Origin of the sequence: Paraburkholderia sp. (assembly GCF_049581445.1) — a bacterium.
Lineage (GTDB): Bacteria > Pseudomonadota > Gammaproteobacteria > Burkholderiales > Burkholderiaceae > Paraburkholderia.
In genome coordinates, this window is sequence record NZ_JBAURZ010000105.1 from 1 (window position 1) to 21,363 (window position 21,363).

The 21,363-nt window shown below is 61.4% G+C and carries 18 protein-coding genes and 1 pseudogene; 10 read left to right on the forward strand and 9 right to left on the reverse strand.

What is annotated here, in order from left to right; genetic code table 11:
* From WCA85_RS09590 to WCA85_RS09600, 3 genes are all read right to left on the reverse strand, one after another.
* Window positions 1–872: TolC family protein (locus tag WCA85_RS09590; RefSeq protein ID WP_424063210.1), on the reverse strand; the 872-nt coding region annotated here is incomplete at its 3' end.
* A complete protein-coding gene (locus WCA85_RS09595) occupies window positions 869–1,954 on the reverse strand; it encodes an efflux RND transporter periplasmic adaptor subunit (protein ID WP_424063212.1) in 1,086 nt (361 codons plus the stop codon). The genes WCA85_RS09595 and WCA85_RS09590, both read right to left, overlap by 4 nt.
* A 6-nt stretch (window positions 1,955–1,960) precedes the next feature.
* Complete coding sequence (locus tag WCA85_RS09600) at window positions 1,961–2,170, reverse strand: DUF1656 domain-containing protein (protein WP_424063213.1); 210 nt, start codon at window positions 2,168–2,170, stop codon at window positions 1,961–1,963.
* Window positions 2,171–2,908: 738 nt separating this feature from the next.
* Between WCA85_RS09600 and WCA85_RS09605 the strand changes: the two genes are divergently transcribed.
* Window positions 2,909–3,286, forward strand: a complete 378-nt coding sequence (locus WCA85_RS09605) for a DUF5594 family protein (protein WP_424063215.1) — start codon at window positions 2,909–2,911, stop codon at window positions 3,284–3,286.
* 70 nt (window positions 3,287–3,356) lie between these two features.
* Here WCA85_RS09605 and WCA85_RS09610 read toward each other — a convergent pair whose 3' ends face one another.
* The 3 genes from WCA85_RS09610 to WCA85_RS09620 form a co-directional block, all read right to left on the reverse strand.
* Window positions 3,357–5,090: a hypothetical protein gene (locus tag WCA85_RS09610; protein WP_424063217.1), complete on the reverse strand. Its 1,734-nt coding sequence runs from the start codon at window positions 5,088–5,090 to the stop codon at window positions 3,357–3,359.
* 110 nt (window positions 5,091–5,200) lie between these two features.
* Complete coding sequence (locus tag WCA85_RS09615; RefSeq protein WP_424063219.1) at window positions 5,201–6,781, reverse strand: methyl-accepting chemotaxis protein; 1,581 nt, start codon at window positions 6,779–6,781, stop codon at window positions 5,201–5,203.
* A gap of 340 nt (window positions 6,782–7,121) precedes the next feature.
* Window positions 7,122–8,513 (reverse strand): PLP-dependent aminotransferase family protein, encoded by a 1,392-nt coding sequence (locus WCA85_RS09620; RefSeq protein WP_424063221.1) that lies wholly within the window; start codon window positions 8,511–8,513, stop codon window positions 7,122–7,124.
* A 404-nt stretch (window positions 8,514–8,917) separates the two neighbouring features.
* Here WCA85_RS09620 and WCA85_RS09625 point away from each other — a divergent pair, with 404 nt between their 5' ends.
* From WCA85_RS09625 to WCA85_RS09660, 8 genes are all read left to right on the forward strand, one after another.
* Window positions 8,918–9,400, forward strand: coding sequence for an MSMEG_0572/Sll0783 family nitrogen starvation response protein (locus WCA85_RS09625; protein WP_424063222.1), 483 nt, complete (start codon window positions 8,918–8,920; stop codon window positions 9,398–9,400).
* Between the two features lie 18 nt (window positions 9,401–9,418).
* Entirely contained in the window at window positions 9,419–10,453 is a 1,035-nt protein-coding gene (locus WCA85_RS09630) for a Nit6803 family nitrilase (protein ID WP_424063224.1), read from the forward strand.
* The gene (locus WCA85_RS09635) at window positions 10,446–11,516 is read left to right on the forward strand and encodes an MSMEG_0568 family radical SAM protein (RefSeq protein WP_424063258.1); all 1,071 of its coding nucleotides are present in this window, start codon (window positions 10,446–10,448) and stop codon (window positions 11,514–11,516) included. Before WCA85_RS09630 ends, WCA85_RS09635 begins: the two co-directional genes overlap by 8 nt.
* Window positions 11,517–11,518: 2 nt before the next feature.
* The gene (locus WCA85_RS09640) at window positions 11,519–12,112 is read left to right on the forward strand and encodes an MSMEG_0567/Sll0786 family nitrogen starvation N-acetyltransferase (RefSeq protein WP_424063225.1); all 594 of its coding nucleotides are present in this window, start codon (window positions 11,519–11,521) and stop codon (window positions 12,110–12,112) included.
* A complete protein-coding gene (locus WCA85_RS09645) occupies window positions 12,109–13,095 on the forward strand; it encodes a sll0787 family AIR synthase-like protein (RefSeq protein ID WP_424063227.1) in 987 nt (328 codons plus the stop codon). Before WCA85_RS09640 ends, WCA85_RS09645 begins: the two co-directional genes overlap by 4 nt.
* Window positions 13,092–14,273: an MSMEG_0565 family glycosyltransferase gene (locus tag WCA85_RS09650; RefSeq protein ID WP_424063229.1), complete on the forward strand. Its 1,182-nt coding sequence runs from the start codon at window positions 13,092–13,094 to the stop codon at window positions 14,271–14,273. The genes WCA85_RS09645 and WCA85_RS09650 overlap by 4 nt, the downstream gene beginning before the upstream one ends.
* Before the next feature lie 29 nt (window positions 14,274–14,302).
* On the forward strand, window positions 14,303–14,587 hold the full coding sequence (locus WCA85_RS09655) for an MSMEG_0570 family nitrogen starvation response protein (protein WP_424063231.1): 285 nt from the start codon (window positions 14,303–14,305) through the stop codon (window positions 14,585–14,587).
* Window positions 14,588–14,668: 81 nt separating this feature from the next.
* Window positions 14,669–15,970: an MSMEG_0569 family flavin-dependent oxidoreductase gene (locus tag WCA85_RS09660; protein ID WP_424063233.1), complete on the forward strand. Its 1,302-nt coding sequence runs from the start codon at window positions 14,669–14,671 to the stop codon at window positions 15,968–15,970.
* A 58-nt stretch (window positions 15,971–16,028) separates the two neighbouring features.
* On the opposite strand, the gene WCA85_RS09665 is transcribed toward WCA85_RS09660, so the two are convergent.
* The 3 genes and pseudogenes from WCA85_RS09665 to WCA85_RS09675 all read right to left on the reverse strand — a co-directional run bounded on the left by WCA85_RS09665 (window position 16,029) and on the right by WCA85_RS09675 (window position 19,637).
* Window positions 16,029–18,170: a phosphocholine-specific phospholipase C gene (locus WCA85_RS09665; RefSeq protein WP_424063234.1), complete on the reverse strand. Its 2,142-nt coding sequence runs from the start codon at window positions 18,168–18,170 to the stop codon at window positions 16,029–16,031.
* Between the two features lie 80 nt (window positions 18,171–18,250).
* A complete protein-coding gene (locus WCA85_RS09670) occupies window positions 18,251–18,607 on the reverse strand; it encodes a hypothetical protein (protein ID WP_424063236.1) in 357 nt (118 codons plus the stop codon).
* Between the two features lie 297 nt (window positions 18,608–18,904).
* Window positions 18,905–19,637 (reverse strand): annotated as a pseudogene (locus WCA85_RS09675) (TetR family transcriptional regulator C-terminal domain-containing protein).
* Between the two features lie 360 nt (window positions 19,638–19,997).
* Here WCA85_RS09675 and WCA85_RS09680 point away from each other — a divergent pair.
* Window positions 19,998–21,278, forward strand: coding sequence for a Zn-dependent hydrolase (locus tag WCA85_RS09680; RefSeq protein WP_424063237.1), 1,281 nt, complete (start codon window positions 19,998–20,000; stop codon window positions 21,276–21,278).
* The last annotated feature ends 85 nt before the right edge of the window (window positions 21,279–21,363 follow it).

Genomic DNA, 21,363 nt, shown 5'->3' on the forward strand with positions numbered 1-21,363 from the left:
GGAATCGGCTGGGCAATCTGCGGCACCTTGTTGCAGGCCATGACCGCCGGCGGCAGATCGGACGGCGCGCGCGCCAGCAGCATGGCTAGCTCGTACTGCGCGATCTTGCGCCGCGCCGTAAAGCGGGGAATGTCAGCGGTAATCGATTCAACCTGCGTCTGGCCGCTGGTGACGTCCGGCTGGTTGCCGCGACCCGCCGCGAACAGCCTGCGTGAGACGTCGAGACGCTCCTTCTGTAGTGACAAGGACTGTTGGGCGACGGCCAGTTCATCGCCCGACGAGCAGGCTTCGATATAAGCGCGCACCACGCTGGCGACCACGGTGATGCGTGCCAGATCGCTCGCAGCCCGGGTTGCTTCGCTATCCGCGTTAGCGGCTTCCACGCCACGCTTGAGCTTGCCGAACAGGTCGAATTCGTACGAGACCGTGAGGTCGATGGCGCCCTCGTTGGCCACCGGGATCTTGCTAAAAATCAGATACTGTTCGCCCGCTTCCTGAGCCCGGGCAAATGCTGCCGAAGACTTGCCGGAAAACCCGCCTTGCGCCTGGGCAACACCGAGAGCTTCCTGCGAACGCGCGAGATTGGCCGCTGCCACCCGCAAGTCCGTATTCGATACCAGCGCTTCGTTCACCAGTTGCTCAAGCACTGGATCGTCGTACAAATGCCACCAGTTCGGGGGCACCGGTTGCTGCGAGACGTGCTCACCGTCGACATCCGGCAGCGGTGCATTGACCAGCGGCGCGTTGACCACCGCGTTGTCGGGCAGCTTGTAGTTAGGCCCGACCACGCAGGCAGCAAGCGCGAGGACGAGCGGCAACAGCGGAAGTGCAGGCCGCTTTCGCAAAACGGAAAGAGCGCGCGGCATCTTCATTTTGCGGCGCTCGCGGCAGGTCGCGAAGCGGCCGTAACAGGTGCGACGGCCACTGTCGCGCTGGACTGGACGGCGACCGGCGCCGAGGAAGCTGCACCCGTTGATCCAGACGCACCTCCCGAAGCTGCACCCGCTGAACCAGACGCGCCCCCAGAAGCTGCCGTGACGCCCGAAGCAACGGTGTAGTCGGCTGCCGAACCCGGCCCGATCGACGGCGCGAGCCCTCGCACCGAGACGGTCGCGGTACGCCCGGCGATCATGCGGAAATCTTTCGGGACTTCGTCGAGCGCGACGCGTACCGGAATCCGTTGCGCCAGACGCACCCAGCTAAAGGCCGGGTTCACGTTGGGCAGCAGGTTTGAACCCTGCGTGCGATCGCGATCCTCGATGCCGGCCACGATGCTTTGCACGTGGCCGCGCAGCACGCCCGGTTCGCCCATCACTTTGATATCTACTCTTTGACCAATATCGATACCGCTCAGCTTGGTTTCCTCGAAGTAGCCGTCGACGCGGAACGAATGCATGTCCACCACCGACAGCACCGAACGGCCCGCCGAGGCATACTCGCCGGTGCGCGGCGCGCGGTCGTTGAGATACCCGTCTACCGGACTGACGATGTGAGTGCGTTGCAAATTGAGCTTGGCAGTATCGACGGCGACCAGCGCGTCGGCGAGCGCCGCATCATCTTGCTCGACGCGGGAGAGGCTTTCTTCCGCGATTTCACGCGCCACGAGGTCCCCCAACTGGTGATTGCGGACGTCTTCGCGGCGGGCCTGGTCGAGCGTGGCACGGCGTTGCTGGGCCGTGGCTTCGGCGGTGCGCAGCGCCAGCGTGTAGCGGGCCTGGTCGATCACGAACAGTATCTGGCCCGCCTTGACTGGCTGGTTGTCGTTGACGTCGACTTCGGTGATTAGTCCCGAGACGTCGGGCGCGACCTGGATGATGTCGGCTTGCACGCGGCCATCACGCGTCCACGGCGAGTACATGTAGTAGTCGATCAGCTTCCACAATACGAAGCCTGCGATCGCAACAACGATCAGGGTCAGCAGGATCTGACCAATAGAGAGCCAGGTTTTTTTCACGTTAATTCACGTTATTAGTCGGTGTGAAACGATAACAACAAGACCCAGCACCAGCACGTAGATGCCAAGATCAAACATGGTACGGTGCCAGATCAGGCGATAAAAACCGGTACGCGCCAGCAGCATGCGGATGACCTGGTTGATCAGATAGGCGATCAGCATCAGCACGAGAATGGACGGCACGAACACGCCGAAAATATCGATCTCGCCGATCATCGTCTGCAACGCTCAGGTAAGGGCAATCGGCTAGAAGGACGTATCACGCGGCGGGTTCCTCGTTTAGGCGGGGAGAATGGGGCGATGGTGGCCGGAAAGAGCGGCAGCCGCAGGCCCACCTGCGCGTGCAGCGCGTCACGCAACGAGCGAGCGGGAATCGCTGTGGCGCCCTCGGCGGTGAGACGCGGAATCAGGTGCATCAGACGGTCCAGCATGCGGGCGGCTCTGGCCATCTGAGGCGGGCGTCGGCACGGGGGCGGCGGACGCCGGGGCGCGGGGCATCAGGATTCGACATGGTTCGCATGGGCTCTGGTGTAGATCGACGCTGGCGGTAGTTTACGCCCGGTTTTTATCTGAAGCGACCTGATAACGGCACGGCCATGAGACTTCGTGCATCGAGTACGTCTATAACGGAGCGGGCGCATGGCTTACTGGGTTGGCCGCGGCCGCCACGGCTTCTTTGAACGTGCTGCGCGTCCGGTCTGGCAGCGCTTTCCGGCGAAGCGGACTCCTTGGCCACTGATGGCGAGCCTGGAGCGTCGCAGAACGCTCGTATGATAAATGAGTCTTATGCAATCGTGCGACCGGCCTTGCGAGGCGTTGCCTGCTTCGCCGCTTTATCCACTTCGTGCGGGGTGAGCGCTGTCAGGGTGGCGCGTCAGGCACACGAGGCTGACTTGAAGGGAGTAGGGTAATGAAACGGCGCCAGGCCGCAAGCGCGGAGCAAGGGAGACCCACATGAGTCCGGAGACCGTAGCCAGGTTCGAGACTGAGTTCGCGCCGCGTATCGCCGAGACGATCGCCCACCTTGATCCCAGCGTGCGTGTCGAAGTGCTGCCTTACGAGGGGCATGGCCATCCAACTCGTGTGCGGATTGTCGGCGAGGCGGTCGAGGCCTTGCGCCACTATCCGCATTCGCTCAATCTGCTACTGACCTGGGACAGCGACGAGATCGAGCGCCTGATGGGCGAGGGCGGGCAGGCCCGCTTTGCCGGCTACCTGCGGGCCATTCCCCGCAAGCTCGACGCGTGGCGCAACGTCCGCGAAGTCGACTTTCGCTCCCACACGCAAGCGGAGCCCGTGATACTGCTCGGCGGTCTCGACTTCGGGGTTTAGTGGCTGGATTGACCTGGGTTGCGTGAAGCGCAACCCAGGTCAGTGTCCGTTGGTTGTACCTTTTGCGCGATCAGAACCAGCCGTTGGCGTGCGTGCCCGGCGTGAAGGACACACCGCGCAGCACTTCGCCAAAGCCGGCGCCACGCAGCGTCACGAACTTCTCATTGGCCGCGCTCGCCGCAGTGTTGTTCTTCAGCACGTCGCGAATCGCCACCAGCCGGTTCGGGTCCGCGCCCACGTCACCGTCGCCGCTAACCGTCGACGTGATCGCCCAGAGCGTCACCGAGCCGTCGTCCTCGACGCGGCCTGTCAGGCTGCGCAGCCCGTCGGTAGCCGGTGCCCAGGGCAGGCCGGTCGCGCTGTTCGAACCGGTCGGATAGCCCGGCACGGTGTACTCCGTGCCGAGGTTCAGACCGTTTTGCAGCGTGTAGGCCAGCGTCCACTGTTTGGACGACGCGTTGTAGACCCACTTCTGCAGACCCGCAGTCGTCTGAGCCGCGGCGTGCGTGAAGAGGTCCGTGCCGCCGGTGTAGCCGTCGCCTTCGTCGGCGACATATAGCGTCGTCGCGTTGGCGAACCAGAGGCCGAACGGGTAGGCCAGCGTGGTCGCGGTCTTATTGGGCGTCGACGGGAAGCCGGCCAGGATACACATATTGTTCGGCAGACCGGTGGTTTGCAGCGTGGCAGCCGTGTAGGCGAGCGGTGTAGTGGGCAGCTTCGCATTGGCAGCCGGCACGCCAGTGCCCGACGGGCAGGCCGTGCCGGTCGTGTCCAGGAAATACACCGTGTTCACGCCGTTGCTGCCGCTTCCCTTGGTGTAGTACACCACGTTGTTGTAAACCGTGATGCCGCGGAAGTTGTCGTCCTTGCCGATCTTGTCGGCCTTGGCGCCGAGTTGGGTGACCGAGAAGCTGCCCAGTGGCGTGGGCGTGCCCGGATTCTGCTGCGCTTCCGGCTGATTCGACGGATTGAGCAACTGCGCGCCGGTGCCGATGACGACGCCGTCCGGCTGCGGGTTGGCGCCATTGCCCGCATTGCCGGTCGTATAGAACAGGTTTTGACCGCTGGTGTTGTTCAGGATCGCGGCGCGGCCATTGTCGCCGCTAAAGGCATTCGTTTCGGTGAAACGGAAATGACCCAGGCTGTCCACGAGGGCGACGCCGCGATAGAAGGTCTGTCCATCAGGATTGGTTGGATCGATCACGCCCGGGGTATTTGCGTTGGATACGTCGATCGAGTTGACCGGTGCAACGTAGCCGACGAAGCTCAGGTACTGGCCGTCAGTGGACAGATGCAAGGCGAGCTCGGACTTCGAGCTGAAGCTCGTCACGAGTTGGCCGTTGGCGTTACCCTGGTGATCGAGGCTGTTCGGGACTTCGAGCGAGCTGATGAGTCCGCCTGATGGCGTGAGCTGATCCAGAAAGATGCGCGACGTGATGCCGAAGTTGGCGTCGTACAGCACATTGTTCCAGACGTACGGGTAGGTGCCGTCATTGGTGGCGCCGCTTGCTGCGCCGCAGGCGCCGGAGGCCGCCGGGCAATCCGGCGGCAGAACCGTGCCGGGCTGTACGTTGCTCGACAGGTTGTCGTAGACGCTACGGCTCACAACCAGCAAGCCCGGGAAAAAAGGGCTTGCGCCACCGAAACCAAATTGCTGCGCATAGGCGCCAGCGCTGGCGGCAATCAGGGTAAGCGCGACGAGCGGGGTGCGCGCCTTGAGCAGGGGCTGAGTAGCAAAATCTTTAGCAAAGCGCGAAAGCGGGGAAAGTAGGGAGTGCCTGGAAGGGCGGGCAGCAGTGCGCATCTGTAGTCTCCGTATAGCATCGGGGGTTTATTAGTGACGGACTTGCAGTGAAACCGGCCTACCCTAGCAGTGCTCAGTGAAGGATTATTGACGCCGCGCTTTCAGATTTGTCAGGCGGGAGCCCCCAGTCGAAAGAAACTCACGCTTTGTACGAGGCCCGACGCCTTTGTCTGCACGGCGTCGGCGGCCGCGGCGGCCTGTTCGACCAGCGCCGCATTGCTTTGCGTGACCTGGTCCATTTGTGTCACCGCATCGTTCACTTCGGCAATGCCGGTCGCCTGATCGACCGTTGCGGTTGCAATGGCCTCGACAATGCGCGTGACGCTGCTGGCGCTTTCCACCACGCCGTCCATCGTTTGACTGGCGCGGTTAATCAGTTGCGTGCCCGCGTCGATAGTGGACACCGAGTCACGGATGAGTGCCTTGATTTCGCGTGCGGCGTCCGCCGAGCGCTGCGCAAGACTGCGCACTTCGCTGGCGACGACTGCGAATCCGCGTCCCTGATTGCCGGCGCGGGCGGCCTCAACGGCGGCATTAAGCGCGAGGATATTGGTTTGCGCGGCAATCGCTTCGACCACGGCGATGATGTCGACGATGCGCTTCGATGCCGTCTCGATCTGCTCCATGGTTCGCACTGCCTCGGACATGACGGCCCCGCCGTCACGGGCTGCCTGCGCGGCAGTGCGGGCGAGGGTTGTGGCGTCGCGTGCGTGACCGGCGCTTTGTTGTACGGAGTCCGTAAAGTGTTGCATCGATGCGGCGGTTTCCTCGAGCGAGGCGGCTTGCTGTTCGGTGCGTGCGGAGAGATCGAGATTGCCAGCGGCGATTTGCTGGGTGGCTGAGGAGATCGTCGTTGCACCATCGCGGATTTCGCTGACGATGTGGCGCAGCCGGTGGTTCATGTCGTTGAGCGCGCTCAGCAGCTGTCCCGTTTCATCCTGGCTCACGATGGTCACATCAGCGCGCAGGTCGCCCGCTGCCACGGCTTGCGCGACGCCTACGGCCTGTTTGACAGGCAACGTGATGCTACGGCTCAGGATCACAACGGACGCAACGCCGACGGCGAGCGCGCCCGACACAACGACGAACAGCAGCATGCAGGCGAGACGGTACGCGTCCTCGGCGGCCTGATTGATCTGCGCGTTCGACGCCTCTGCCTGTTGCATGACGGAGGCGACGATGGCATCGATTGCGGTGGTGGGGGGGCGGTCGATACCTTTGACAAGACCGTCGACCACATGAAGGCTGTTGGGGTTGGCGACGTCGAAATGCTTGAGCGCCTCCAGGTAACTCGTTTGCAACGAGGCATGCGTCGCGATGGCATTGTCGACGCCGTCGAGATTCACGCCAAGTGCGCTCAACTCGCTTCGAAGCTGTTGCAACGCGGCGCTGGCCTTGTCGCTCTGTGCGACAAAGGCCCGTTGGTGCGTCGCGAAGGCGTCCGCATCCGAGCTGCGCAACAGCAGGTCTTTCCATTCCTGGACCTGCTTCTTGAACTCGACTTGCGCGACGCGCGCCGTATCGGCGGCGTGACTGAACTGCTCAAGCGTCTGCGCCGACTGGATCTGCAACGAGTGGGTATGAGAGAGCGCGTGCCATCCTTCGAGTCCCACGATCATGGTTGAGGCAAGCAGCACGGCTCCGAGGAGTGCCAGCTTGACGGCGATTTTCAGATTTCTATAAAACGACACAACAACTCCTGGTACTTGATACGAATTTCGATGCGGGACCTTAAGGCCGAACGAACGGCTCGCGCGCTTTGCGCTTGTGATGAGGTAATCATCAGACTAATAAGGGGTGCTGGACGTGTGATGTGAGCGACAGGAGCGATGGCGGCGCACGATGCAACAGTGCGACGTGAGCGGAGGGGAACATGTCGAGGTCATGGGTGGGTAAGCGAGATGCGTTAGAGAAGCGGGCCTCCTCCGTGTATACGGCGGCATGAGCGTGGACTTGAGCGGCGACGCTGCGCGCCGCGCTTACGGCGCGTTACGCGGAGGCGATTTGTTTTCGTTTCTATCCCGCCCCACTTCACATGATCGCCGAATGCAAATGATGCGGATGTTCAAGCGTTTCAGCGATGATGCGCAACGCCTCCTCGCACTCCTCGCGGTTCTTTGACCCGCCTAAGCAGACGCGCATCGCGTTAGGTGGATTCCCGTCAGTTGAGAATGCGGCACTCGCGACCGCAGCAATACCCTGATTGCGCAACTGCAGCGCGAGTTCTGACGAACTCCAGCCACCTGCGCCCGGAATCGGCAGCCACAGATGAAAACCATCCGGATGAGCGTCGTATCTCCATGTACCGAGCACGCGCGTGGCAATCGCTTGACGCGCTCTGGCCTCGCCGCGTATTGCGTTTAGCATCTCGAGCGCCGTGCCGTCGACGACCCATTGAGTCGCAAGGGACACCGTGAATGGACTCGCCATCACTGTGGTCGCGCGTAGCGCGCCGGCAAGGCGCTGCGTCTGACGCGGCGTCGGCGCACGCAGATAGGCGACCCGCAAACCCGCGCCGAAACTCTTCGACAACCCAGTGACGTAGTACGTCAGTTCCGGTGCAAAAGTCGATAGCGCATCGGGCGCCTGCTGCGGCAGCATCGCGTAGGCGTCGTCCTCGATGATGGGGATGCTGTAGCGTAGCGCGACGTCGGCGAGTGCTTCGCGGCGCTTGTTCGTGAGTGTCAGCGTGCTCGGATTTTGCAGCGTTGGATTGCAATAGAACGCGCTCGGTTTGTCGGTCTTGCAGAGCGCTTCGAATGCATGCGCAAGCGGTCCTTCGTCGTCGCGCGCGAGGGCCTGCAAACGCACGCCCAGTTGCGCGGCAATCGCCTTGATGCCCGGATACGCGAGCGTGTCGAGACAGATCATCGCACCCGGTCGCGCCAGTTGCGACACTAGTGCGACGAGTGCGCTGTGAATGCCAGGGCAGACCAGCACGTTCTCGGGCGAACAATCAGGTACGCGCCGCTTGAGCCATTCGGTTCCGGCTGCCTTGTCAGCCAGCGAGCCGCCGAAGTCCTGATAACGCAGCAACTGATATGGATCGCTGTCGGCCATCAGGCGCGCTGCCGATTCGCGCAGACGTGCTGCGTAGTCGGCTGGCTCGGGTGGTGTGTTCATGGTCATTTCGATGCTGCTTCCGCCAGACAGCGGCAATGTCGCGGTACGTCCGCGCACAAAGGTGCCGCTTCCCGCACGCGAATCGAGCAGGCCGCGTTTCCTGGCTTCAGCGTAGGCGCGCGCCACCGTCGTGTAGTTCAGCGCCAGTTCGTCGGCCAGATCGCGCAGGCCCGGCAAGCGATCGCGCGGACGCAGACGACCGGTGGCGAGATCTTCTTCTATCAGGTCCGGAATCGCCAGATAGGCGGGCTTACGGATTTCGGCGAGTCGTTTGATCCAGTGATGTGTCGGGCTACTCATCGTTTCTCGTGCACATAGAAGAGGGTTAAACGGGAGCGTCATGTGGCTTCTGAAGTCCGCGCTCGAAGCACAGTAAAAGTGATCGCCTGCAATGATCGGATTGATCGCATGTGGTGAATGACTGCACCGGCCCGGCGCATCGGCACCACCCTGATCGCACCCGGCTGGTGCGATTAGCGCCTGTGCAGCGGTTTCCTTTGGCGACGCTGGCTGTACGCAACCTTCGGGCCAAAAATAATTTCGGGTCGCTTAACGAATGATCGTCTGTTTGATTGGAAAGTGATCGCATTTTCGGCGGCGATCAGTGGCACGGCCGTTGCGTTATAGGGCTCGGCGCAGACGTAAAGCGACGCCTCGTATAAACGCCTCATTTCCCATTCACGCGAATCACTTTGGAGAATGCCATGCCTGCCGTCAATAAACCGCTGCATCAGAAAGGCGATTACCTCGTCGATTACGAAGAGAAGGTCTTCGAGGACGTGAAGGCCGAGCCGGGTGAGAAGGCGCTGGTCACGTTTCACACGGTGGCGTTCGAAGGGTCGATTGGCTTCGTCAACCTGCTTCAGGCAACACGTCTGCTACGCAAAGGCTTTGAAACTACCGTGTTGCTGTATGGCCCGGGTGTCACGCTCGGTTTGCAGCGCGGCTTTCCGACGCTTGGCGACGAAGCGTTTCCGGGGCATTTGAACTTCAACAAACAGTTGGTGAAGTTCATGGAGGAAGGCGGCAAGGTGTACGCCTGCCGTTTCGCGTTACAGGCACTGTATGGCCATGGCGAAGCTTCGCTGATCGAAGGGATTCGTCCGATCAGCCCATTGGATGTGCTGGATATACAGCTTCTGCATCGCAAGGACAACGCACTGGTCATCCACACCTGGACGGTCTGAGAACAGGCGGCTATCACCATGTCCGACAAGCGCATCGTTCGAGCCGCCGCAGTCCAGATTTCACCGGACTTCGAGCGCAGCGACGGCACCCTCAACAAGGTCTGCGAGGCAATCGATGAGGCCGCGCGCGAAGGCGTGCAGCTGATCGTGTTCCCCGAGACCTTTGTGCCGTACTACCCGTACTTTTCTTTTGTGCGCGCGCCGGTGGCTTCTGGCGCCGATCACATGCGGCTTTACGAAGAAGCAGTGGTGGTGCCGGGTCCCGTGACGCAGGCGGTTGCTGAACGGGCGCGCCTGCATCGCATGGTGGTCGTACTTGGCGTGAACGAGCGCGATCACGGCAGCCTCTACAACACACAACTGATCTTTGATGTGGACGGCCAGTTGTTGCTCAAGCGCAGGAAGATCACGCCGACATTTCATGAACGGATGATCTGGGGGCAGGGCGATGCGGCAGGACTTAAGGTCGTGCAAACCGGCGTGGCCCGCGTCGGTGCGCTTGCATGCTGGGAGCACTACAACCCGCTCGCCCGTTATGCGTTGATGACGCAGCACGAAGAGATTCACTGCAGCCAGTTTCCGGGTTCGCTGGTAGGGCCGATTTTCGCCGAGCAGATCGAAGTGACGATCCGCCATCATGCGCTGGAGTCCGGTTGCTTCGTGGTCAACGCAACGGGCTGGCTGACAGAAGCGCAGATTGCTTCGATCACCCCTGACACGAATCTGCAAAAGGCGCTACGCGGTGGCTGCAATACGGCCATCGTCTCGCCTGAAGGACAGCATCTCGCCGCGCCGCTGCGCGAAGGCGAGGGCATGGTGATCGCGGATCTCGACATGATGTTGATCACCAAGCGCAAACGCATGATGGATTCGGTCGGCCATTATGCGCGGCCCGAACTGCTAAGCCTGGCCATCAACGAGCGGCCTGCTACGACGGTGGCACCGATGCCCTCTTGGGGCGCTGCCGCCAGCACCGACTTCAACTCAACCGTGGGATGCCGCGATGAACTCCAGCGAGACTTTGCCAGCCGCGAGCCGGCAATTGATGACTGAACTGCAGTCAGTGGGTTTACGGTTGGCGGACCCCGGTGCGGGTGTCGCGAGCCGGCGCGGCGGCGCGGGGCCGTCGGACCACAAGGCCGTGACCGTGGATGGCGTGACGATCATGGTGCCGGTGCACACCAACACGGCGTGGCATTCGCCCTTCGTCGCCTCTGCGGCCGATGCGGGCGGCACCAGCGCGCTGATGCGCGGCACGATTCCGATTGCCAATATCAGCTTTCCGAAGGCGCCGCGCTTCTATGCGATGCAAACGCTCGATGGCGTGCCGTACTCGCATCTCGCTACGCTGCATAGCGCCGACGTGCTCGCGACCACGGTGCTGCAAACCTGCATCCGCTACGAAAGCCGCCGCAAGACGTGCAAGTTCTGCGCGATTGGCCAGTCACTTGCAGCGGGCCGCACGATTGCCCGCAAGACGCCGGAGCAACTTGCCGAAGTGGCGCGAGCGGCGGTGCTGCTCGATGGCGTGAAGCACATGGTGCTGACAACGGGGACGCCGCCTACCAGTGATCGTGGCGCACAGATCCTCTGCGAAAGCGCGTTTGCGATCAAGGCCGCGGTAGATTTGCCGATTCAGGCGCAGTGTGAACCGCCCGACGACGATCGCTGGTTCGCGCGTATGAAAGCGAGAGGCATCGATACGCTGGGGATGCATCTCGAAGTGGTCACGCCTGCTTTGCGTGAACGCATCATGCCGGGCAAGTCGAGCGTGCCTCTCTCGCGCTATATGAAGGCGTTTAAAGCGGCGGTTGCGGTGTTCGGGCGTGGCCAGGTGAGCACTTATATCCTCGCCGGCCTCGGCGATACCGCTGAGGCCATTCTTACCATTTCGCGGGAGTTGATCGAACTGGGTGTCTACCCATTCGTCGTGCCGTTCGTACCAATCAGCGGCACGCCGCTCGAAGACCATCCAGCGCCTACGCCTGAATTCATGAAGTCCGTGTTGCAGCCGCTCGGGGCGATGCTCTCCGCCGCCAATCTGCGTTCGAGCGAGATCAAGGCAGGCTGCGGCAAGTGCGGCGCGTGCTCGTCGCTCTCTTCGTACGAGGTGTGATCATGTTTGGCGAAGCGATTGCGGGTGTTTCTGCTGCATCGGGCGAACTGGACGATGTTGACCTCGTACCGGTGCTGTTCGCGCCGACCGAATTCCGGATCAAATGGACCACGCTGCCGTGGGAAGCAGATGAAGCCTATAAGCTGCGGCGCGCGGTGTTCTGCATCGAGCAAGGCATTTTCGTTGGTGACGACCGCGACGAGATTGACGAGCGTGCGCAGCAACTGGTCGCGGTGAGCTGCATTGCGGGGATTCCCGAGCAGGTGGTGGGGACTGTGCGTATCCATCAGGAAGAACCGGGTGTATGGTTCGGTTCGCGACTCGCGGTTCATGCTGCGTTTCGTCGCCACGGCAAGATTGGCGCGACGCTGATCCGACTTGCCGTGACGAGCGCGCATGCGCTGGGCTGCGAGACTTTTCTCGCGCATGTGCAGAGCCAGAACGTGCCGCTCTTTCAGGCGCTGCATTGGGATGCGTTGTCGCAGGAGATGTTGCTGGGCCGCTCGCATCATCTGATGCGGGCGCAGCTCGATCACTATCCGCCGTGTACGACGCCGCGCGGTGGCTTTGTTACGCAATCCCGGAGCGCATCGTGAGCGTGGCGCAACTCGTCACCAGCTTGCGCGAGAGCCGCGGATTTCGGCACAAGACCGATATTGCGGGCGTGGTTTCATCGCTGGCGCGGCGGTTGCCAGGTGGCGCTGGTGATCTCAATCAGGCGGTTGCGCTTGGTGACGATTGTGCTGCGTTGGCCGATGACGAGGGCTATCTGTTGTTCGCCATCGAAGGCATGGTGAGCGATTTTGTACGCGCAATGCCCTGGTTCGCGGGGTACAGCAGCGTGATGGTCAACGTCAGCGATGTCTACGCCATGGGCGGCCGGCCGCTTGCCGTCGTGGATGCCTTGTGGAGCGACGGCATCGACACCGCGCATGAGGTGCTGGCGGGTATGGCAGCGGCGTCGGTGGCCTACGGTGTGCCGATTGTCGGTGGACATACCAACGCGCGCAGCGATCAGGCGCAACTGGCAGTCTCGATCGTAGGACGCGCTAACAAGCTGTTGTCCAGTTTCAGCGCAAAGGCAGGCGACCATCTGTTGATGGCCGTCGATTTGCGCGGCCGTTTTGAAGAACCGTATCCGTTCTGGAATGCCTCGGTGGGCGCGCCGGCTGTGCGTCTGCGAGGCGATCTGGAGTTGTTGCCGCTATTGGCCGAAAGCGGGCTGTGCGATGCCGCCAAGGACATCAGTATGGCCGGTACGCTGGGCACCGCGCTGATGCTGCTCGAATGTTCGCGAGTCGGTGCGCGGATCGATCTCGCCAGCATTCCGCGACCAGTTGATGTGCCACTTGCGCACTGGCTTACCGCATTTCCCAGCTTCGGCTATCTGCTGTCGGTGCGCGACGAGTATGTCGAGCGCGTGCAAGCGCAATTCGAGGCGCGTTCTTTGGCGTGTGCGGTAGTGGGCACCGTCGACGCGTCCCGCAAGGTGGTGGTTCAACAAGACGGCGAGGCCGCGCTGTTGTGGGACTTCAACGACGAGACGTTTATCGTCGCGGCAGAAGAGGTGACGCAATGAACAGGGATGCGTTGCGCATCGCGCTGCTGACGCATTCGGTGAATCCACGCGGCGGCGTCGTGCATACGCTCGAACTTGCCAAAGCACTATGTGCCGAGGGGCACGACGTTACCGTGTTCGTGCCGGCGGTTATAGGCGAAACCTTGTTTCGAGTGCCTTCCTGCCGTATGGTTTACGCGTCGATTACGGAATCGCAAGCAGGCACGGTGGCGATGGTGGATGCGCGCATTCGTGCATTCAAGCGCAGTCTGCGCGAACAGGATGCGATGACGAGGTTCGATGTGCTGCATGCGCAAGACAGCATCAGTGGTAACGCGCTCGCTGAACTGAAGGAAGAGGGTGTAATTCGGGCGTTCGTGCGTACTGTCCACCATCTCGATCATTTCGATGATGCACATCTTGCTGCCTGGCAACAACGCGCCTGGCGCGATGCCGATCAGGTGTTGTGCGTCAGCGAAACGTGGACACGCGAGATGCGGGTTCGGTATGGGATCGATGCGGTCACCATGACGAATGGTGTCGACACGACGCGATTTAATGCGGAACGGACCGTCGCTGATCAAACGCTCAGACAACAGCTAGGTCTCGGAGACGGCCCGCTTGTGCTTGCGGTGGGCGGCATCGAAGCGCGCAAGAACACGCTCGCGCTGCTCGATGCGTTCGTCGCGGTGCGCTCGGCCATGTCTACCGCCCAACTCGTGATTGCCGGGGGCGCGAGCCTGCTCGATCACGATGCCTATATGCGGCGCTTCATTCAACGTGCTGCGGACCTTGGCCTGTCAGTCGGCCCCTATGGAAGTGTGGTCATCACCGGGCCGCTGGACGATGCAGTGATGCCGGCGTTGTTCCGCGCTGCCGATGTGCTGTCGATGGTGTCGCTGCGCGAAGGCTTTGGCCTCGTCGTGCTGGAGGCGCTTGCCTGTGGCACGCCGGTCGTTGCTTCAAACATCGCGCCGTTCACCGAATACCTCGACAACATGACCTGCTGCTGGGCGAACCCTGGCGAAACTGCTTCGATTGCCGCTGAGTTGTTGCGCGTGCTGCGAGGGGATAGCGGTACGGATTTCACGCAAGCCGTGCCCGGGTTGCTTGCACGCTTTAGCTGGGCGTCCAGCGCCCGTCGGCATGTCGACGCCTATCGTGGGCTGCTTGCGAAGCAGCCCATCGTCATTCACTAAACCTGCGTACCTCGTGCGAGGAACTTGCCATGCCCGTTATGCACTTTCGAATCAAATGGCCTGATGGCGACGAAGCGAATTGTTATTCGCCGTCGCAGGTGGTGAGTGATTTTTTCACACCCGGTCATGATTATCCGCTCGACGATTTCGTCAGCCGCTCCCGCGAAGCCCTCAACATTGCCTCAGAACGCGTGCGTCAGAAGTACGGCTTTGCGTGTTCCGCCGCGATGGATCAGCTCGCGCAGATCGAACAGGACGCGGATCGGTTTCGCGATCATCCGGATGCCACCGTCAAGGTGATCGAGCTGATCTGAACGCGCGCGCACCGTTGAACCCGGCGAGGTGATTGGTGTTACCGCGACGCCATGCCGATTTCCTATTTGCAAGGACGCATCATGTCGAACACAACGCAGCCGGTTAGCACCGGGACCCACGAAAATGGCCACTATCGTGTGCTCGTCGTTGGCGGTGGGCAGGCGGGCCTGTCGATCAGCTATTACCTGAAGCAGGCCGGCGTCGATCATCTGGTGGTCGAGAAAAAGACCGTCACGCATACATGGCGTCAGCAGCGCTGGGACGCGTTTTGTCTGGTTACGCCAAACTGGCAGTGCGCATTGCCTGGTTATCCGTACATGGGTGACGATCCGCATGGCTTCATGAAAAAGGATGAAATCATCGCGTACCTCGACGGTTTCATCGCCATGTTGAATGCGCCCGTTGTTGAAAACACTCACGTGCAGCGTATCAGGCGGCGCGACGATGGCCGCTATTCGGTGGCGACGAGCCAGGGCGATTTCACCGCGGATCATGTCGTCGTGGCTTCGGGGGGCTATCACACGCCGATAGTGCCGCGCCTCGCAGAACGGCTGCCTGCGCAGATCGTGCAATTGCAGTCGTCCGAGTATCGCAATCCGCAGGCGCTACCTGAAGGTGCCGTGCTGGTGGTGGGCTCGGGCCAGTCCGGCGCGCAGATTGCCGAGGATCTGCATTTGTCCGGCCGCAAGGTCATACTCGCGGTCGGAGAGGCGCCACGCTGCGCGCGCTTTCATCGTGGACGTGATGTGGTGGACTGGCTCGCCGACATGCAGTACTACGATATGCCCGTGGAGAAACATCCCTTGCGCGAAGGGGTGCGCGACAACACCAACCACTATGTGACCGGCCGCGATGGCGGACGAGATATTGACCTGCGCAGGTTTGCTGCCGAAGGCATGGAGTTATATGGCCGGCTTCAGGATCTGCGCGACGGACATCTGCATTTCGCGCCCAACCTTATAGCGAATCTCGAAGATGCGGACGATACGTATAACCGCATCAATGCGAGCATCGATGGATTCATTGAGAAGAACCGCATCGACGCGCCGCCGGGTGTCGTTTATGAACCCGTGTGGCAACCGCCTCACGAGCGTACGACTTTGGAACTTGCCGGCAGTGGCATTGCGGCGATTATCTGGTGCATCGGCTTTACGCCAGACTTTAGCTGGCTCGATGCGCCGGTGTTCAATGGTCGGGGTTATCCCGCGCACACACGTGGTATCACGCCGGTGGACGGGCTTTATTTCGTGGGCTTGCCGTGGCTGCACACATGGGGATCGGGCCGCTTCTCGGGCGTCGCACGCGATGCCGACTATGTGGTGCAGGCGATTCTCGCCAGGGAGCGGGAGCGCTCCCTGGCGTGCGCGACAGTTGCTGCCTGAGTGCTTCAGTGCTTCTTTGCTTGAGGTTGGCTAATGCCTCAGCAAGCAAGGGCTGCGCTTAACCGCCCAACGCCGGGTCGCTCATGCTGCTGCGTCCGTTTTCCACGTGTCCGCCCAAACGACGCGTGAAGGTAGCGTCCGTATCGACTGTGATGGTCAGGTCATACCAGCCGTACGCGTTACGCAGATCGAGGTAGACCTGGTCCGTCTCGCCGCCGCGCACCACCTGTTTGATCACCGTGTTCGGATCATATGCATTGGTGATGGTGAACTGGCAGCGTGCAGTACCCGGATTTTCGAGCCGCAGTTGCAGATTGCCGTTGGCGACATCGTAGCCATCGGCCACTTCCGGTCGCGCCACGTCCGAGCCGTTCCACCAGTTCGACGCCGCCACCGGCTTGCCAGCGAAGCGGCGCAGAAAACCATTCGGGCCGTAGACGGTGTAGTCGTAGGTGCCGTTGGCGTTGAGCGGCAACTGGTCCTCAAGACGCTTGCCCGCTTCAACCGTATATGAACGCGGCGCTTCTCCGCTGTTGGTTGCATAGACGAGGAACGCGGCACCGGCGCGGCCAGTGTTGATAAAGCGCATCGTCACCTTGCCTTGCGAGGTCTCACCGCGCACCCGGACGAAGAGTTCGTAGGGCAACGCGCGCGCCAGACGCACACCGGGTTCCTGCTTCGGCACCGCCTGCACGAGCGGCGGCAGCGGCACGTAGTCGGGGTGGCGCAACTGGTCAGGCGGGGCATAAGCAGTCGTGCTCGGAAGTTCAGGCGCTGCGTCGTTCGGATTGACGAAGTTGAAAGCCGACATCAAGTCGCCACAAATCGCGCGGCGCCACGGCGTGATATTCGATTCGCCGAGGTCGTGATTCTGACCGAAGCGTTTTTCGATGAAGCGGATCACGGAAGTGTGATCGAACAGCTCCGAGCACACGTAGCCGCCCTTCGACCACGGCGATACCACGATCATCGGCACGCGCGGTCCGAGACCGTACGGGCCGATGGAGTTTGCGCCGGCCGCATACTGGCCGTTGCCTTCGTAGATTTCGTTGGTGAGCTCCACGGTCGAGAGGCCATTGGCATTCGAAGCGGGCGCAAACGGCGGCGCCATGTGATCGAAGAAGCCGTCGTTCTCGTCGTAATTGACCAGCAGCACGGTCTTGCTCCACACCTCTGGATTGGAAGTCAGAACCTGCAGGACCTGGTCGACGTACCACGCGCCGTAGTTAGCGGGCCAGTTCGGATGCTCGGAATAGGCTTCCGGCGCGACGATCCACGAGACCTGCGGCAGCGTGTTGTTCTGCACGTCCTGCTTGAGCATGTCGAAGTAGGTTCCGCCAGCGGACACGTTGGTGCCGACGCGCGCCTTGTCGTACAGCGGATTGCCCGGCTGCGCGTTGCGATACTGGTTGAAATAGAGCAGCGAGTTGTCGCCGTAATTGCCGATGTACGCATCCGAAGTCCAGCCCCATGAACCGCTCGCGTTCAGACCGGTGCCCATGTCCTGATAGATCTTCCAGCTGATGCCCGCGTTTTGTAGCACTTCAGGATAGGTCGACCAGCCGTAGCCCAACTCGGCGTTGTCGATTACCGGACCGCCGCCGCTGCCGTCGTTGCCCACCCAGCCTGTCCACATGTAGTAGCGGTTCGGATCGGTCGGGGCCATGATCGAGCAGTGGTACGCGTCGCAAATGGTGAACGCGTCGGCCAGCGCGTAGTGGAACGGAATGTCCTCACGCGTCATGTACGCCATCGTCGTGGTGCCCTTGGCGGGCACCCACTGATCGTAGATGCCGCCGTTCCAGGCGGTGTGCGTGGTGTTCCAGTCATGCGCCAGATCCTGCAGGAACTGCAGGCCGAGATTCGAAATGTTCGGGCGGAACGGCAGCACGTAACCAGCTTCCGCCGTTGCAACGGTGGTGAGCGGCTGGTACCACACAGGATTGCCGGACGGCAGCGTGATGGCACGCGTATCGCCATAGCCGCGCACGCCTCTGAGCGAGCCGAAGTAGTGATCGAACGAGCGGTTTTCCTGCATCAGGATGATGATGTGTTCGACGTCCTGGATGCTACCGGTAGCGTTGTTGGCAGGGAGCGCGAGTGCATTGCGAATCCCGAGCGGGAGCATGCCTAATGCAGTGGCGGAACCGGCAGCCTGGGCGGCTGCGCGCAGAAAATCACGGCGATTCTTGGAGGTCATGTTGGGCTTCGATCTTCAGGAGGTGGAATGTGCGCGACGGCAAAAAAACGCAGCGACACCGGCGCGTGGATCAAACGGACTTAATCAACGGTGTGAATCACAGGTGGGGCAAGACTGTCGGATGCAGCAGCCACGACACCCGGTTGGGGCGGCGCTGGCGGAGGTGTCTGGAAGGTTTGAGCCGGCAAGGCGGACTGGCTCTGATCGGTTTGCTGCGCGAAGGAAGGCGAAGTCGTTGCGGCGGTGTTCTGGTCCGGGCTGGATGCGCTGGTGTCCGCGTTGCTATCGGGCGCTTGACTGTCGTCGCTACACGCGATGACGAACACGCTCAAAGTCGCGGCGAGCAGGACCGCAAATACCGTGCGTACGGACGCTCGCAGTGAGACCGCCAAACGTTTGCTTGCAGACGAGACGCGATGCGCAAATCTGGCTGGCATAAGTGGCCTTTTCGGTATCAGGGGAAACCGGCGAGGCGTACTTTGACCCCGGCTCAGCTAGGCCGAAGCATAACGACTTACCTGTGTAAGATTTATGAACGTTGGGTAATAGATTGCGCTTGTGCAAGTTTGTGCAGTTCACGCAACATGTGCCAGCACGGCTGATGTTCTTACCGATTGCGGTTTTTGCGGCGGAAATTTACCGATGCTTTCGCTGCCGCATTTGCTGCGGTGGGCGCGTCGCGAAGCGGCGAATGCTTGGAGTGGGCAGAGCTTGACTAACTGCGGGTGACAGCCTCAGCCGTCCTGCCTGGGCGACACTGCACCACACGCACGAATCACCAACTGCACCACTTCTTCGGTCGACGCATCGAACGCTTTCTGCGTGAGCGCGCGCTTGCCGCCAAGCGCGATGATCTGTGCGTCGAAATCCGCGTAGTGCTGCGTGATTGCCCAGATCATGTACATCAGTGTTTGTGCGTTGACGGGCGCAAGCAGTCCGCGTGCGATCCAGTCGTCGATCACCGTGACACGGCTATCGAGCCAGGGCTTCACGCGCTGCGTGAGGATGTCCTGCATATGTTCCGCGCCGTGGATGATCTCATTGGCCCATACCTTCGAGCCGAGCGGCCGGCGGCGAGACAACTCCATTTTCGCGCGCACGTAGCCGCTGATCGCGGCCACAGGATCGTCGCTGCCCTCGAAAGTATCCGCGGCGCGATGCCAGTCTTCGAACAGATCTTCGAGTACACGGCGATACAACGCCAGCTTGGTGGGGAAGTAGTAGTGCAGGTTAGCTTTCGGCAGGCTTGCACGCTCAGCGATCATCGCGGTGCTGGCGCCTTCCAGTCCACGTTCGGCAAATACCGCCTCCGCGCAGGCCAGCAAGTGCGCCTCATTCGATTCGCGGATGTGCGCCTTGCGCCGCCGCAAAGGTGCGGGCGCTGCGCCGTTTTCCGCTGGGTCTGCTGCCGTTTCGTCATGTCTCATTGTTGGCCTCACGCGGCGCGTATGCCACGTCGCGCCTCATTCTAGCGGTTTGAACACGGGTTGAGCGATTCCGGATAGGCGGATCAGCATTGCGCTAATGCGGCATGTTGCGTCGCAATGGCACGCTTCTCGCTCTGTTTGCCAACGCACAAAAGGTGTTGATTTGGCGGAGTTAATCGTCTACAACCTGTCCAATTGGACAGGATTGGATGAGCGCTCGATACCCAGGGTTAGCCCTTTGCTTAAAGTGCGCGGAGCGTGCACCGTGGCCGTGCGTGAACGCCCCACGATCCGCCCGTCGTGCACCAGTTTCATATGACCTGCGCGTGGTTTAGTCGAGGATTGCAACGAAGCGCGCAGCGAAAGATGCAAGGTCGGTTCATCGAAAGGAGTGAGACGAATGAACGCGGTATCCGAAGCGTTAAAGCATGCTGAACCGGACGTGTCGATCAAGATCGACGGCAAGCGTCTGTGGGATAGCCTGATGACGATGGCAAAGATCGGCGCCACACCTAAAGGCGGTGTTTGCCGTCTGGCGCTGACCGATCTCGACAAGGAAGGGCGCGACCTGATCGTCAGTTGGGCGAAGGAGGCGGGTTGCACGGTCACCGTCGATCAGATGGGCAATGTGTTCATGCGCCGCGCGGGACGTAATCCGGATGCGCTACCGGTCATGACAGGCTCGCATGCGGATTCGCAACCCACCGGCGGCCGTTTCGACGGTATCTACGGGGTGCTCGGCGGTCTCGAAGTGATTCGGAGTCTGAACGATCATGGCATTGAAACTGAGCATCCGGTCGAGGTGGTGATCTGGACCAATGAGGAAGGCTCGCGTTTCGCGCCCGCCATGGTGGCCTCGGGTGTGTTTGCCGGCGTGTTCACGCTTGACTACGGCCTGTCGCGCAAGGACGTGGACGGCAAGACCATCGGAGAAGAACTCAAGCGCATCGGCTACGCGGGCGATTTGCCGTGCGGTGGCCGGCCCTTGCATGCGGCATTCGAGTTGCACATCGAACAAGGGCCGATTCTAGAAGCGGAGCACAAGACCATTGGCGTTGTCACGGATGCGCAAGGCCAGCGCTGGTATGAAATCACGCTGACCGGTCAGGAAGCGCACGCGGGTCCGACGCCGATGCCGCGCCGTCGTGATGCATTGCTCGGTGCAGCGCGCGTCGTGGATTTGGTCAACCGCGTCGGGCTCGATCATGCGCCGTTCGGCTGTGCAACGGTCGGCATGATGCAGGTGTATCCGAACTCCCGCAATGTGATTCCGGGGCGGGTGTTTTTCACCGTGGATTTCAGGCATCCCGACGATGCGGTCCTGGCGAAGATGGACGCCGCGCTGCGCGAAGGCGTGGAACGCATTGCGAGCGGCATTGGCCTTGAAACGCAACTCGAGCAGATTTTCTATTACGCGCCGGTCGCCTTCGACGCCGCCTGTGTGAAGTCGGTGCGCGCTGCTGCGCAGCGCTTTGGCTATCCGCATCGCGACATGGTGTCGGGCGCGGGACACGACGCCTGCTATCTGTCGCAGGTTGCGCCGACGTCAATGGTGTTCGTGCCATGCGTCGACGGTATCAGTCACAACGAGATCGAGGACGCCACGCTCGAATGGATCGAGGCGGGCGCCAACGTCCTGCTGCACGCCATGCTGGAGCGTGCCTGCGAGCCGGTTTCATGAACGAGCATGCAAGGTTGAAGGGGCGCTGTACTGGATTTGCGTCAGATTTTGCGTGTCGTCCGGAATCGGCGCCCTGAAAGAAGCC